This is a genomic window from Nanchangia anserum (assembly GCF_015240065.1).
Classification (GTDB): domain Bacteria; phylum Actinomycetota; class Actinomycetes; order Actinomycetales; family Actinomycetaceae; genus Nanchangia; species Nanchangia anserum.
Genome location: NZ_CP060506.1, coordinates 225,856 through 240,803, shown reverse-complemented (window position 1 = coordinate 240,803; position 14,948 = coordinate 225,856). Strand labels below are relative to the sequence as shown.

The following is a 14,948-nucleotide window of genomic DNA, read 5'->3' as shown; positions in this document are numbered from 1 at the left end:
ATGTTGCTCACACACCCCTCCCCCACCCCGTCGTTAGACACCGAGAATACGTTGGCAAGCGGCCTGCGCCACGCTGCCATCGGCCCGCTGCGTACGGAATCCGGACGCGTGTTGCCGGCTACCCGTTTGGCTTATGAGACGTGGGGCCGTCTCAATGCCGAACGATCGAACGCCGTCTTGATCCTCCACGCCCTCACCGGTGACTCCCACGTCATTGGCGAGGCCACAGGACCGCATCCGACGTCGGGATGGTGGGAGGGGATGGTTGGGCCGGGTGCTCCCATCGACACGAACCGGTTCTTTGTCGTTGCCCCTAACGTGCTTGGAGGATGCCAGGGCTCAACCGGTCCGGCATCGCCAGCACCGGACGGCAAACCGTGGGGATCGCGATTCCCCCAACTGAGCGTGCGCGACATGGTGAGTGCCGAGGTACGCCTAGCCGACTATCTGGGGATCGACCGGTTTGCTCTCGTCATCGGTCCGTCGGCTGGCGGGCACCGAGCGCTCGAATGGGCGTGTGGCTACCCAGAACGCCTGGAACAGCTCGTCCTCATTGCGACGTCGCCGGATACGTCTGCGGATCAGGCCGCGTGGGCATCCCTCCAACTGCACGCCCTCGAGCTTGATCCCGCCTTCCGCGATGGCGACTACTACGGCAAGCCCGACCAGCCGACGCGTGGCCTCGGGCTTGCTCGCCAAATCGCTCACGCGACCTACCGAAGTGCCGAGGAACTCAACACGCGCTTTGGACGGATAGCCCAAGGCAGCGAGGATCCTCTGCGCGGCGGCAGGTTGGCCGTCCAGTCCTACCTGGATTATCACGGTGACAAGCTGACGGCGCGCTTCGATGCCGGTACGTACCGCGTCCTCACACGTGCCATGCTCACCCACGACGTCGGCCGCGAGCGCGGCGGTGTCGCCGCGGCACTTGACCTTATTGAGGCGCACACGCTGGTCCTCGCCGTCGATTCCGACCGGTTATTTCCCGCGCACTCGTGTCGCTGGTTGGCGCGCCACATTCCTCGAGCATGCTACGGCGAGATCGCTTCGCTCGCCGGTCATGACGGGTTCCTCATCGAGCGCGACCAGGTCGCCGACCACCTCACGCATTTTCTTTCCCTACAGTCGGACTAATGCCGTCGCGATTGCGCGATTGTGCGATCGCACGCTAGGGGCAGATCGCGTAGCAGGCGGTATCACCCAGCTCGGAGGGGCCGCGGGCCGCGTCGGGCAGAATGCGCGCTGTCCAGGCATGGAAATCCGCCCACACCGCTTGACGTACGTCAGGAAACGACGTCAGTGGGTCGTGGCGCATCCGATAGCGGCGAATGTCGATGTCGTTAGCCAGCATGGCGCCGGCTGCGACGAGGACGTCGGCGTTGAGAACGGCGTCGGACCACAGAACGTCGTTCGTCCACTCTCCCGAGGCACCCGCGTGTGTTGTCGTTGAAGCGTGCAGGAGGACCGGAATATCCAATGGTGCCGAGCGCGATAGTTGGGTGTGAGCCGATGTAATGGCGTATATCCAGCCCGCCCGGACCGGACTTCCCTCGGCGCTCTTCCATTTGTCAATGAGGTCGAAACCAGCCAGCGACGGATCCATACCATAGCCCGCGTCAATGTATTTCGCCGGGGGCGGCCCATCAAGCGTATTCCATCCGCGCAGCGAGGTGGCGTAGAGCTGATCCGTCCCAAGCGGCAACACGAGGCGCTGGCGCAACACGGAGGCAACGTGGAAAGCCTGATGCCACAAACGACGTTTACCCGGCCCGCACTGCAGTTCCAGCCATGGCGAGGTCAGCCATAATCCGGCGACGCGGCCGGGATTACGCGTGGCCCATAGGGACGCCAGCAACCCACCCGTGGAGTGGCCAATGAGGATGATCGGGCACCCGGGATGGTCCTCACTCATCGCTCTGAGCGCAACGTGGAGATCGGGAGCGTAATCCGACAGCGCCGTGCACCATCCCGGCATGTCGTCGGGTTGGAGAGACCGCCCGTAGTGATGCAAATCGATGGCGTAAAACGCCCCGCCGCCAGCGCTGACGTGCCGAGCAAGTTCGCGCTGGAAGAAGTAGTCGTTCCACCCGTGAACGTAGAGGGCGCACCACCGACGATCCTGCGGAGTACCGGGGATTGCCTGCGGGTCGCCCTCGGGCCGATGGCGAATGAGCGTCGCGATCCCGGATCCACCGGGCACACTCAGACGACGAGCCTCAAAACCATCTCCGAGGATGTCAGGTCCCCACTCGGCCCCGGGCGGAGTGGCCGGCTCATCAGCGGGCAAGCCGCAGTATCGGGGATGAAAAACAGACGTGCGCAGGCGCATGTCTACCGATCGTGCCGATCAATCGCATTCATTTCATCGATCGCCTCGGCCAGGGTCGGTCCGTGCTCGTGGCCAATATGCCACGCGGACCACCCGTCAGCCGGGTCGTCAACAAAGACGCTCAGCGCCTGATCCGCGTCGCTATACATGCCGCTTCCCGTGTCGATGCGGCCATCTTCCGTAAGCGTCGCCTGGACAGTGCGCCCGTCGGCCGATCTGGCATACAGCGCCATCGGTTCACCAACGACGTCGGCGATCGCGAGCAACCCCGTGCGGTCGCGCCCCAACGGTGCGCCCTGTGTCGCAGCGACCTTCCTACCTTCAGACTGTTCTTCGGAAATCGCCACCGGTGCGGGCGCAGGTGCAGGAGCGGGCGGCTGCGACGCTCCCGTTTCGCGTGAGGAATCGCCATACCACTCCAGCTGAGGCGCGGGCGCGGAATGCCCACCCAGCTGCGGACGCGAGGAATGCGTCGTCAGTGACAACGGGTGCACTTCGAGGAAACGACGTCCATTCGACATTTCCCGAACGTTGACCTGGTGAATCTCAAGAGAAGCGGCCGCAAGAATCGTCAACGCCGAATCGACTCCCTGGTCAACGTCGCCGACCACCAGGAATAGCCGCGGTCCCGGTTCGACTGTCGGCGGCATCGACTCTCGAAACTCCGCCCAACCGGCACGAAACGCCTCCGGACCACCGGGGTAGACGTGCGCCAGCTCGAGCCACCCCATCTTCGTGGCCTCGCCCAAGCGTCCCATCGCAGCGATCAGCGACACGGCATCGAGACGCTGGAGGACCTCGACGGACACGACCTGCCCAGACGCGTCAAGCGCGGTCAAGCAATGTGGGCCACCGTCGGGACCGATCTCGGACTCCGGAGCCTGCCACGCCACGGGAAATAGAGGGCGGCCGATGACTTCCAGCACCTGAGACCGGATCGACTCGAGAATCCCCGGACCCAGCCCCTGATCGACAGAACGACCAAACTGCGCCGGGATCAGTCGCCCGCGTTCGAACTCGAAGAGTGCCATGGATCCCCCTTTGTGGCTAGTGCACGACTGGCGCCATTGTGTCACGGGCTGCACACTCAGCGCACCCGCTTACCCGTCGGCTACGCCGCGACAATCCCGCACGCGCGGCGCGGGCGTGGGATAGTTACTGCTATGGGTAGCCTGCACAAGACTCTCGTGGGAGCAGCGGTCATCGCCATCGTCGGTGCGCTGCTCGCCGTTTTCTCGCCGCTGCCGCAACTGGCCATCGGTGGCTGGTGCCTGTGTTGCGGCGGCCTCATTGTCGTGTGTTTCCTCCTTGGTGTTCATCACCGCCGCCAGAATCCCCAGCAGCACCTTTTGGGTGTCCCCTTCACCCTCGGCCTCATCATTTCGGTGGTCCTCACGATCGGTGGAGCTGTCGCCTTCGTCATGGGAATCAGCGGATCGGTCGCCCTGTCAACACTTGGCGGAGCGTTGGTCGGATGCGGGTGTGCGGGCATCGCCATGTATCTCGGATCGGGTCGCGGCTACGTACCCGTAGACGTCACCGACGATGCGCCGGTCGCGACGGCACAACCGACACAACCAGAACGAGTCTCGCTGCGACCGCCCACGCCGACCCCCGCATCCCCAACAGACGAAGATGCGGACGCGCCGAAGACCACCGAGACGGCGCCACCCGCATCAGATGCCCCCGCCACAACCGAGGACGCGGACGCACCCACGACCGACCACGTCTATGTCAGTTCCTACGCTTCGACCCTCGCTGAGGCGACCAAGGTGACGCCTGAGCGAGATACAGATGCGACGGATGACGCCATCCCAACAGAACGTGGTGGCGCTGTTTCAGCTCCCACACCGCCTGCGGCCGAGCCACCTCTTCGCACCGCGCCGGAAACGATCGATGTGACGGAGAAGCGCCTCGCTGCCCAAACGCCGTCGCGCCACGAATCGGTCTCAGCCGTCGATCAATCAACGCGGCGACTCCCTCGGCGTGCCGATCGCCGCCGCGCTCGTGCTCAATCCGATCGGGCGGCACAAGCCACCTCGCCCACCGCGACGATCCCGCGGGTCGGCAAGGATACGACGGCCTCTTAGATAGCTGCGGTTCTGGCGTGCTTCCGCAGCAAGCTCGCCAGATGATACGCGCGGCGTTCGCCCATGTAAGCGATCTGGGTGCGGCACGAAAAACCGTCGGCAAGCACGGTCGCTTCGGGGTGGTCGCGCAACACAGGTAGCATCGTGGCCTGCGCCACCGCGCTCGATATGTAGCGATGCTGCGGTTCCATGCCATAGTTTCCGGCCAATCCGCAACATCCCGATATCTCGTGCACATTCGCTCCCAGCTGCGTGAGCAGGTCACGATCGGTTTCCCAGCCCATGACGGAATAGTGGTGGCAATGGGGTTGGGCAACGACATCGAGTCCGTCGAGCCGCGGAAGTTCCGCGATGCAGTCGGATTCGGTGAGGAACTCCGCGAGCGTGCGAGACATCTGCGCAACGGCTGCGGCTCGCGGATCGTCGGGGATCAGCCTCAACAGGTCGTCGCGCAACACGGCCGTGCATGACGGTTCGACCCCGATGATGGGAATCCCGTTGACGGCCCACGGCCCCAATCGTGTGAGCAAGCGCCCCAGGTGTTTACGCGCACGATCGAGCTGGCCCGTCGTAATCCACGTCAGCCCGCAACACGCGTCGGCGGGGGCGACGAAAACGTCGAAGCCGAGATCACGCAACAGTTCGATGATCGCGCGAGCCCCCGAGCCGTCGAGGCCTTCGCTAAAGGAATCTGCCCATACGACGACTGGCCCACGCGTGGGCGCCTGGGCGTGTCGATTGTCGACCTCACGAGGGTCGCAGCCGCGGATCTCCTTGATGCCAGATTCAGCCGCCCAGCGTGAGAATGACATCGTCTGCATCGGCGGCATCTCGCGATCGGTATTCAGCCCGCCCATGGCAAAGGCCAGGCGCCGCACAGACGAAATGGCGAGTGCACGGTTGCCGAGTCGGGCGGCACCGGGAATGCGTTGCGCCAGCCGCAACCACGTGGGTAGCCATCCTAGGACATAGTGAGTCCGGGGCCGGAGCTTGCCGCGATAGCGGCGATAGAGAAGCTCACTACGCCACGCGGCCATATCGACGCCAGTCGGGCAATCGGCTGAACAGGCTTTACAGGCCATGCACCGATCGAGCAGAACCCTCACCTCGGGGGCATCGAGCCCGCCGATGAGGCTACCGTTCATGGCCTCTTGAAGAATTCGCGCTCGCCCGCGCGTGGAGTCCTCCTCGGCCCCCGTCGCCAGATAGGTGGGGCACATGAACTGTCCGGCCCCTCGCGCATCTGCTCGACACTTCGACACTCCGGTGCAGCGATGGACTGCCTTCGTGAACGACCCACCATCATCGGCAAAGGGATACCCGCCCTCAGCGCTGACCTCACGGGCATCGGGTCTGCGCAGGTGGGCATCGAGTGGATCCACACCGCCTTCGGCGGGCCCGGTGATGACCCCGGGATTCATGAGGTTATCGGGATCGAAGAGGGCTTTCGCCTGCGCCATCAACCTCACGGCTGCCGGAGAATACATGCGCGCCAACAGTTCCGAACGCGCCCGACCGTCGCCGTGCTCGCCCGACAGAGATCCGCCATAGCGGGCGACGGTATCGGCAGCGGCCTCGAGGAATGCCCGTGAGCGTCCGACTCCGGCTGCGGAATCTAGGGGCATGTCGAGGCGCACGTGAACACAGCCCGCACCGAAGTGGCCATAGATGAGGCCGTGGATATCGTGCGCGTCGAGCACCTCCTGGAAATCACGCAGGTACTTCCCCAAATGTTCAGGCGGAACAGCCGCGTCCTCCCAACCTGGCCACGCCTGATCGTTGCCCGCCCCATCGGCGCGCACAGGCGTGCGTCCCCCAAGCCCCGCGCCGTCCGCGCGGATGCGCCACAGGGCCGCAGCCTGCGATCCGGGAGGATAGATGCGCGCTGCGTCTGTCGAGGCATCGGCGACGAGGCGACGCGCGGCATCAAGGGCCTGGTCAACGCTCGGAAGGTCCTCTCCGCCAACCTCGATCATGAGCCAACCCTGGCCGTCCGGCAGCTCGGGAACAGCACCGGGACCGCGATGCGCACGCACGACATCGACCAGCTGAGCGTCCAGTCCCTCAATCGCGATCGGATGATGACGCAGCAAGGCGGGAACGTCATCGGCTGCCTCGATCATGTCGCGGTAGCCCAGCACGACGAGGACCGGCGCCGCAGGAACGGGGACAAGCCGGACGCGAGCACGCGTGACAGTCGCGAGCGTGGATTCGCTGCCGACGAGGAATCCCGCGAGATTCGCCCCGCCCTCGGGCGTGAGGTGTTCAAACGAATACCCCGACACCTGTCGATCGAACGTTCCAAAAGTCTGACGTATGAGGGCGAGATTTGTGTCAACGAGGTGAGCAAGGCCGGGAACCTGCGCGAGGCCTTCGCGCCCCTGGCCCGCGTGAAGGCGACGACCGACGCCGTCAATCGCCCACAACTCGACGACGTTGTCAGCCGTCTTACCGTAGGCTGTCGCCCGCGGTCCGCAGGCATTGTTGCCAATCATTCCGCCAATCGTGCACCGATTAGATGTCGACGGATCGGGCCCGAATCGCAACTGATGGGGTGCCGCTGCAGCCTGAAGATCGGCCTGGATCACGCCGGGTTCGACGGTTGCCGTGCGAGTGTCCGGATCGATGTCGATGATCTGGTTCATGTAGCGGGCATAGTCGATAAGGACGCCCGGACCGATGGCATTGCCGGCACATGATGTCGCGGCACCACGAGAGTTAACGGGAATATCCAATTCGCGTGCCAGGTCCAGGGCCTCGGCCACGTCTTCGGCCGAGCGCGGATACACAAGACCTGCCGGAGGAATGCGGTAGTTTCCCGCGTCGCTGGCCGCGAGCGAGCGATCCAGCGCGGTTACCGACGCCTCGATCCCGCGTTTGCGAGCGCGGGAGGCAAACTCACGCACGGGTCCAGCGTCTGGATCGCGCGTCGCCCCCCGGCTATCGCGCGCCCTCTCTAGCGCGCCCCAAAGTGTCGCAACCCCCCTGCGTGCGTACCCCATGATGCCATCGTCTCATGCCGTCGCGCGCACTCGCCGGACCTTCCGTCTGACGGCGCATGGCACACATACGCATATGAGTTGCGCCCTCGCTGTTGATCAGCGAGGGCGCAACATCGGATCTGTTAGTCGGTCTCTGTCGCCTCGGCGACGCTCACCCCCGCGGGGATGTGACCGTCGACAACGGCGATCTCATTGGGAACCTGCGGCAGATCGACCGTCTTGATGACCTTGCCGCTCCCCAAGCCCACCATGTGGAGCTTCTTGGAGTGGGGATCACTCACATAGGCGATATCGTCGAGAACCCGAACGGCAACATTGGGCTTTTGCCATTCTTTGTCTTCGCTCCACTCGCCGACGACGTCAATTGTCTTGGTGATGCGCCCCTCAGCCATGTCGATGATGTTGAGTTTGCCGTTGTACGTCAGCACGACGCCTTCGCCGTTGGGACCCCGCTCGAGCGAGCGGAACCAATAGGGCGAGCCGAGGTCGACCGTACGCATTGTGTCGGCCGCGGTATCGAGAATGCCCACCCGCGTCGGCCGCTCGAGGTCGGCATCCTTGTCGACCTTGTAATCGGTGAGGACGTAGCGATCGTGTTCAGAGCCGCGCTGGTTACCGGTTCGCTGATAGGCCTCGGTCGACGCGACCTTATGGAACTGTCCATCCCGGAAGACGACCGGACCGTTTTCGCATCCGAAAGACACGACCGACCCATCGCCGACCTCGGCAACGCCGTGAACACCCGGGCACTCGTCCGTGCGCGTGACCTCTTTGCCCTCACGGTCATAGAGCACGATCGAGTGACGTTCTTTCTCGGTGCCCTCGGTCATGAGCACGCGCCCCTCGGCCAGCGGCACCGCGACTCCGTGGTGTGGATTCGACGCCGTGAGGTGGCGCAGCTCGCTGGGCTCGGCATTGTCGTGAATCGCGCCCGAGGGGAAGATCATCGCTTCACCGCTAGCGTCGGCGTATAGTGCCGTCTGGCCAGCATTGTGGACGACGTGCCCCGGCTCCTTGGCAGCGAATGCCACATCAGTAAACGCCGCCGGACCCTCGTAATAATGCGAATGATCGCCGTGGGGGCGTTCAGCAAGGCCGGAATCAAGCACGGAGAAGCCCTTGTCGTCGGCGACCATGACGTGACGTCCATCGCCGGCTTCGGTCAGTCGAAGAAATCCGTCGTGCTTGAGGGTCGTGACTGATCCGTCGGTAGAATCCACGGCCATGACGCCGCCGTCGTAACTGAGAAATACCCGGGGCTCGAGGCTGCCAACCTCACTCACATGCTCCTGCTGTGTGGCACTCGGCGATGCGGACGCCTTCTTACCCCCAGCATTCGGATTCGCTGCGCACCCGCCCAGCACAAGCGAACTCGAAACACCAATGGCGGCAGCGACTGCGCCGATGGCAGCCAACCGGGATCGGTAATGGGTATGATTCGCATTCATAGGAAGCAGCTTACAGGAGAATGCTTCCCATGAACATAAGCTGGCACTGCCTGGACACGCTAGACAGGCCGTGCACCGACCTATCGCGACTCGTCCGAATCGCCGGTCGCCTCACGGCATTCACCTCGGTCATCTTGACCGGGTATCGCCGCCCACATGTCACCCGACTCATTGAGCGACACGACAAAACCGTGCCCTGGGGAGCGGCGAATACGCATATTGCGCAGCCGCATGAGGCGCTTAAGTTGAGCCGGAGTCAGCGTGACAGTTCGCTCCGGGGCGGGCGGGAGCTGCCAGCGCCTACGGTGAGCGAGCAGAACGAACACCAGTCCCGCGATAATCGCCAGCCCCATGCCGACCGAGGGCAGCCCCACGTGTTGGGCACCAATTTGGATGAGCGTGGCGAGAGCAGACGGCGTCGCATACAACGGGTTGCCGCCGAACACGCGGGGAATCGACCCGATGGCCACATCGCGAATCATCGACCCGCCAATCGCCGTCACCATTCCCAACATGAGAGCCGGCATGAAGCCAAACCCCAATGTGAGAGCCTTCGATGCTCCCGTCGCCGACCAACACCCCAGCACCAAGGCATCGGCCACGAGGATCGCGCGTCCCGACCATCGCGAATCCAGTTTCCACAAGAACGCGACGGCCGCACCTGCTAGTGCTGTCGCCAGATAAAACGGGTCAGTCAGAGCAATCGGCACCGTGTTCAGCAAAGTGTCACGGATCATCCCTCCACCGAGTGCCGAGACGATGGCCAAGATAGCGAAGCCGACGGCATCGAACCGCATGGCGCGCGCGATGCGTCCCCCGATGATGCCGTTACAAAACGCGCCTACGAGGTCGACGAAACGGAAAATGTGCTGCGCCGTTTCGGCATCGAACAGAGAGGTAAACTCGTGCGTCACCCTAGGCTCCGATCAGCCATCCCAACCCGAACGTCACGGCTGCGGCTCCATACCCGATCGCGACCTGGCGTACGGCTCGCAGTGCCGGATTGGTTCCCGACAGCAACCCGACGATTCCACCCGTAACGAGCAGACACAGGCCAACAAGAACGCACGACACGACCGCTGCCGGGAACACCCCTACCGGGAGAAGGAAGGGGACAACGGGTACCGCCGCGCCCGCGGCAAAGGACACGAACGAAGATGCGGCGGCACGCATCCCGGTCCCAACCTCGTCAAAGGATGTCCGCTCGCCGCCAATGGAGACCTGCTGACCGCGCTGGATCTCGGCAAATACGCTCGCGGCCCTCTCTTCGGCTTCATCAGGACTAGCACCGCGGGCGCGATAGACGAGGGCGAGTTCGTTGGCATCCATATCCAACTTGTCCAACACCTCGGACGCCTGCGGGGCGGGATCAGACGCCTCAAGTAATTCCCGCTGCGAGGTGACGGAAATGTACTCGCCAGCCCCCATCGACAGCGCCCCCGCTAGCAGGCCCGCAATACCCGCCGCGATGACGGTCTCTTTGGAGGTCCCTGTCCCCAACACGCCGAGGATCAAGGCACAGGTGGACACCAGTCCGTCGTTAGCCCCGAACACCGCAGCACGGAACGATCCCGACATCGCCGTACGCTGACGCTGAGCCAGACCACGAACGACCTCGGAATGGATGTGTTCATCCGCCGCCATTGCCTCGGGAACCTCGGCGTCGCGGTCGTACCGCGTGCGGTCCTCGCTGCGCTGCATCGTCGCGAGAACAAACACCGAGCCAAAATGGCGGGTGAGAAAGCTCAGCAACCGCGTGGGCAACGACGCCTTCGGAGCCGGCAGGGCATCGGCCCCCCAAGAGTCCGAGCCAATGAGCCTCGTGGCGTTCCTCCGCCTGCGACAGGCGCAACAGAATGTCACGCTCCTCGCCGACTGCCTCGCGCGCTAACGTGCGGTACGTATCAGCTTCAAGGCGCTCCTCGGCGAGGTAGCGCCGCCATCGTCGAACTTGTGCCGAGCGCATTCGGCGCTAGCAAGCAGGCGGGTTCTGCGGCGGAGTGACTTCCTCGACGTGAACGTCGACGTAATCAGGTTCGGTCTTCGTCGTTGCTCCGAACAGTCGATCCTTGACCATATCGGCAACCTTGTCCGTGACGGCCTCACCCTGCTTGCGGATGGTGTGCGACGCCTTCGCCTTCGTTTGTTCCTTCGCCTTGACGACGCTCGGGTGACCGGTGACCTTGTCGACGACCGTTGCGACAGGACCCTCCGGATTTTCGCGCATCTCCTTGCGAGCCAGCACGTACCCCGCACCGATTCCGATCAGCGCAAGCATTTTCTTCCCCACGTCACTCCCCTTTCGCGCGTGAAACGACACCGTAGCCAGTCTAAACCCTCGCCTTCGGCCCGACAGCACGAGTCGGGCAGCCGGCAAAAACCAGACCCACCGCAGATGGCCGCGCGATTGCCACATGCCTTCGTTACGGTAGAGATATGACTGAGGTGCGGATCACGACTCCGCGTGGCGTGACGCTTGCCGGCACGTGGACTGTGCCCGTCGATGCCGGCGACGCCGCTATCGTCTTTGCGCACGGATTCCTCACCGATCGCCACGCGGTCGGCTGGTTCGATAAGTTTGGCGCCCGCTACAGGGCTTGCGGCTACGCAACGCTCGCCTTCGATTTTTCCGGATGCGGTGAATCCGCAGACGACATCGTCACTCTCGAGCATGCCGTCGAAGATTTGCGCGCTGCCTCGGGATGGGTAGCCGACGAAGGCTTTCGCCGACAGATCGTCCACGCCCACGGCACGGGGGCGACCGCAGCCTTGACGGCACGTCCCACCCACACGCGCTGCCTCGTCGCAACATCGCCGGTGATCGAACCACGCGCGATTGAATGGGATCAGGTCTTCTCTGCCTCTCAGCTCGACCAGCTAGAGACGATCGGACACACAGCGATCCCCAACGACGTTGAGTGTGAGAATTCGCGCGAGCACTTCGTCATCTCCAAACAGACGCTGCAGGATTTGAGCATGGCCGACCCCGTCGCCCTCCTCACCGATCTGCCGTTCCCTGCGCTGCTCATGTTCGACGACATCGACGTCGAGCGCGGCCTCGCCCCTATCGCCGCCGACACGGCACGGGCGCTGCCACCCCAATGCGCGCACAAGGTTCTGACGGGCGCGCGTTTTTCGGCCGGCGCCGCGGCACCTAGCTCGGGTCTCGAAGACGAATGGCGAGAGGCTCACACATGGGTAACCCGCCACGTACCTCCTCGCTGATCGCAGGCACGCGCCGAGACAGCGGTGAGGGGCGGCCCCAAGGCCGCCCCTCACCCATATGGTTGCTAGACGCTACTTGGAACCGCCGTTTTGAGCGAGCTCGCCGAGCTTGGCCAACGCCTCAACGCGGCCAACCTCCAAACGGGCCACGGGGACGCGGAACGGCGAACAGGACACGTAGTCGATGCCCACCGACGCGAAGAAGTGAATGGAATCCGGGTCGCCGCCGTGCTCGCCGCACACCCCCATCTTCATGTCCGGCTTGGCCGAACGACCGCGTCGGACTCCCTCCTCGACAATGCGGCCAACGCCGTGGACGTCGAGCGACTCAAACGGAGAGACACCAAAAATGCCCGCTTCGATGTAGTGCGGGAAGAAGACGCCCTCGCAATCGTCGCGCGAGAATCCCCACGTCGTCTGGGTGAGATCGTTCGTGCCATAGCTGAAGAAGTCGGCTTCCTCGGCCAGGCTTTCGGCGATCATCGCGGCGCGCGGCAACTCGACCATGCATCCCACCGGAACGTCGAGTTCGACCCCGGCGGCTTCGAGTTCCTCGGCGATGATCTCTTCGGCCTCGCGACGAATAATCGCAAGCTCAGCATTGGAGCCGACCAGCGGCACCATGATCTCGGGCCTCGGGTCGCCACCGGCCGCCTTGAGTTCGGCGGCAGCACCTACGAGTGCGTGCATTTGCATCGCGAAGAGACCGGGCATCCACACGCCGAGGCGAACCCCTCGCAGGCCGAGCATCGGGTTTGCTTCGTGGAGCTTACGCACGGCAGCGAGCATCTTCTCGTCGTCCGCGTTGTGCTCACCGCGTTCATGCTGCAAGGCAACCTTGACTTCAAGGCTCGTCAGATCCGGCAGGAACTCGTGCAGCGGCGGATCAATGAGACGCACCGTCATCGGCTTGCCATCGAGCACCTGAAGCATCTCTTTGAAGTCTTGACGCTGCAGCTTCCCCAGCTCCGCCAATGCCTCGACCCGTTCCTGCGAGCCCGCCTCAGACAAAATGGCACGCTCCACGAGGGGGCGACGCGCCCCGAGGAACATGTGCTCGGTACGGCACAGCCCGATTCCCGAGGCTCCGAAGTCAACGGCACGCTGAGCATCGGTGGGATTATCCGCATTCGCGCGCACGCGCAGCTTGGCACTCTTGTCGCAATAGGTGAGAATCCGGTCAACCGACGTGACGAGTTCGGTCATATCCTCGTCGCCGTTGCAGGCCGCCAACCCCGCCTCGAGACCCTTGAGCAGATAGGTCGTGACCGGCGAATCCGAAACGGGAACATCGCCGTCAAACACCTCTCCGGTGCTGCCGTCTATGGCGATCGTGTCGCCTTCCTTAAGGACTTTGCCGCCAACCGTGAGCGTCCCCGCCTCGAGGTCGATCTCGAGGGCCTCGGCGCCACACACGCACGTCTTACCCATGCCGCGCGCGACAACGGCCGCGTGCGACGTCTTGCCACCGCGAGCCGTGAGGACGCCCTCGGCCACAACCATGCCGGCGAGATCGTCGGGATTGGTTTCGCGGCGCACGAGAATACAGGGACGCCCCTGCGCCTTCGCCGCTTCCGCCTGCTCGTTGTTAAACGCGATACCGCCGACGGCCGCACCCGGGGATGCCGCCATGCCCTTGGTCAGCAAGGTCTTGGTGGAATCCGTATCGAACTGCGGGAACATCAGCTGAGTCAGCTGCTCGCCGGTAACGCGCTCCACCGCCTGGTCGCTGGTGATGAGTTTTTCATCGACGAGCTGGGTGGCAACCCGGAACGCCGCGGCGGCCGTGCGCTTGCCCACGCGCGTCTGAAGCATCCATAGCTTGCCCTCTTCGATGGTGTACTCGATGTCGCACAGGTCCTGGTAGTGCGTCTCGAGCGTGCGCATGATCCCGAGCAGTTCGTCGTACACCGGCTTGTTGATGCGCTCGAGATCAGCCAACGCGAGGGTGTTGCGAATACCGGCAACGACGTCTTCACCCTGGGCATTCATGAGGAAGTCGCCGTACACCCCCGATTTCCCCGTTGAGGGATCGCGGGTAAAGGCAACACCGGTGCCGGATTCTTCGCCCATGTTGCCGAAGACCATCGTGCAGATGTTGACGGCGGTCCCCAGATTGTTGGGGATACGCTCGCGACGCCGATAGATGGCAGCACGTTCGGTATTCCACGACCGGAAGACGGCCTCGGTTGCCTTATCCATCTGCTCGCGCGGATCCTGGGGGAAGTCCTCGCCCGTGGCGTCGCGATAGATGACCTTAAAGGTCTCAGTCAGTTCTTTGAGATCGTCAGCTGTCAGATCGGTGTCCTGCGTCGTGCCTCGGTCAGCCTTCATCTGGTCAAGGGCGTTGGCAAACAGATCGCCATCAACATCCATGACGGTCTTACCGAACATCTGAATGAGTCGCCGATACGAGTCCCAGGCAAAACGATCGTTGCCAGCCATGCGAGCCAGTCCCTGAACCGACTCGTCGTTCAGGCCGATATTCAGGACGGTCTCCATCATGCCGGGCATCGAGAATTTTGCTCCCGATCGCACAGAGACCAGCAGCGGCTTGTCGGGATCGCCGAGGCGACGTCCGATTTCTCGTTCGACGTCACGCAGCGCCTGGGTGACCTAGGTCGTCAAGGTCTCGGGGACCTCGCCTCGCTTGAGGTACTCCTTACACGCATCCGTCGTGATCGTGAATCCCGGGGGGACCGGCAGACCCAAGCTCGTCATCTCCGCCAGGTTGGCGCCCTTGCCACCCAGCAGGTCTTTCATGTCCTTGTTGCCCTCCAGGAAGGAGTAGACGTACTTGACCATGTGTTCCGGCCTCCGTTGTCCGTGTCTCGATCAGCAATGGGCGAGCACC

At 63.6% G+C, this 14,948-nt stretch carries 10 protein-coding genes and 1 pseudogene; 3 read left to right on the top strand and 8 right to left on the bottom strand.

The features are described from left to right. A complete protein-coding gene (gene metX, locus H8R18_RS00990; protein WP_191071839.1) occupies positions 1-1,134 on the top strand; it encodes a homoserine O-acetyltransferase MetX in 1,134 nt (377 codons plus the stop codon). Between the two features lie 34 nt (positions 1,135-1,168). Here the strand turns inward: metX and H8R18_RS00985 are convergent, their stop codons facing one another. Together H8R18_RS00985 and H8R18_RS00980 are read right to left on the bottom strand one after the other, a co-directional pair. Continuing rightward, positions 1,169-2,287, bottom strand: a complete 1,119-nt coding sequence (locus tag H8R18_RS00985) for an alpha/beta hydrolase (RefSeq protein WP_191071838.1) — start codon at positions 2,285-2,287, stop codon at positions 1,169-1,171. A 44-nt stretch (positions 2,288-2,331) separates the two neighbouring features. Next, the gene (locus H8R18_RS00980; protein ID WP_191071837.1) at positions 2,332-3,360 is read right to left on the bottom strand and encodes a hypothetical protein; all 1,029 of its coding nucleotides are present in this window, start codon (positions 3,358-3,360) and stop codon (positions 2,332-2,334) included. Positions 3,361-3,492: 132 nt separating this feature from the next. On the opposite strand from H8R18_RS00980, the gene H8R18_RS00975 reads away from it, so the two are divergent. Beyond that, positions 3,493-4,419: a hypothetical protein gene (locus H8R18_RS00975; protein ID WP_191071836.1), complete on the top strand. Its 927-nt coding sequence runs from the start codon at positions 3,493-3,495 to the stop codon at positions 4,417-4,419. Here H8R18_RS00975 and H8R18_RS00970 read toward each other — a convergent pair. From H8R18_RS00970 to H8R18_RS00950, 5 genes are all read right to left on the bottom strand, one after another. Beyond that, a complete protein-coding gene (locus H8R18_RS00970) occupies positions 4,416-7,325 on the bottom strand; it encodes an FAD-binding and (Fe-S)-binding domain-containing protein (RefSeq protein ID WP_227712827.1) in 2,910 nt (969 codons plus the stop codon). The two genes, H8R18_RS00975 and H8R18_RS00970, sit on opposite strands and share 4 nt — an antisense overlap. Before the next feature lie 218 nt (positions 7,326-7,543). Continuing rightward, positions 7,544-8,704, bottom strand: a complete 1,161-nt coding sequence (locus H8R18_RS00965) for a hypothetical protein (RefSeq protein ID WP_191071834.1) — start codon at positions 8,702-8,704, stop codon at positions 7,544-7,546. A 245-nt stretch (positions 8,705-8,949) separates the two neighbouring features. Beyond that, positions 8,950-9,783, bottom strand: coding sequence for a trimeric intracellular cation channel family protein (locus tag H8R18_RS00960; protein ID WP_227712826.1), 834 nt, complete (start codon positions 9,781-9,783; stop codon positions 8,950-8,952). 1 nt (position 9,784) lies between these two features. Next, entirely contained in the window at positions 9,785-10,633 is an 849-nt protein-coding gene (locus tag H8R18_RS00955) for a VIT1/CCC1 transporter family protein (RefSeq protein WP_338089201.1), read from the bottom strand. A gap of 208 nt (positions 10,634-10,841) precedes the next feature. Continuing rightward, positions 10,842-11,159: a YtxH domain-containing protein gene (locus tag H8R18_RS00950; RefSeq protein WP_191071832.1), complete on the bottom strand. Its 318-nt coding sequence runs from the start codon at positions 11,157-11,159 to the stop codon at positions 10,842-10,844. Between the two features lie 146 nt (positions 11,160-11,305). On the opposite strand from H8R18_RS00950, the gene H8R18_RS00945 reads away from it, so the two are divergent. Next, positions 11,306-12,094 (top strand): alpha/beta hydrolase, encoded by a 789-nt coding sequence (locus H8R18_RS00945; RefSeq protein ID WP_191071831.1) that lies wholly within the window; start codon positions 11,306-11,308, stop codon positions 12,092-12,094. A gap of 72 nt (positions 12,095-12,166) precedes the next feature. Here the strand turns inward: H8R18_RS00945 and ppdK are convergent. Beyond that, positions 12,167-14,899: pseudogene (gene ppdK / locus H8R18_RS00940) on the bottom strand (pyruvate, phosphate dikinase). Positions 14,900-14,948: the final 49 nt, after the last annotated feature.

Coding starts and splice junctions, on each gene's coding strand:
- H8R18_RS00980 (WP_191071837.1), bottom strand. CDS start 3,360: ATGGCACTCTTCGAGTTCGAACGCGGGCGACTGATCCCGGCGCAGTTT.
- H8R18_RS00975 (WP_191071836.1), top strand. CDS start 3,493: ATGGGTAGCCTGCACAAGACTCTCGTGGGAGCAGCGGTCATCGCCATC.
- H8R18_RS00945 (WP_191071831.1), top strand. CDS start 11,306: ATGACTGAGGTGCGGATCACGACTCCGCGTGGCGTGACGCTTGCCGGC.
- metX (WP_191071839.1), top strand. CDS start 1: ATGTTGCTCACACACCCCTCCCCCACCCCGTCGTTAGACACCGAGAAT.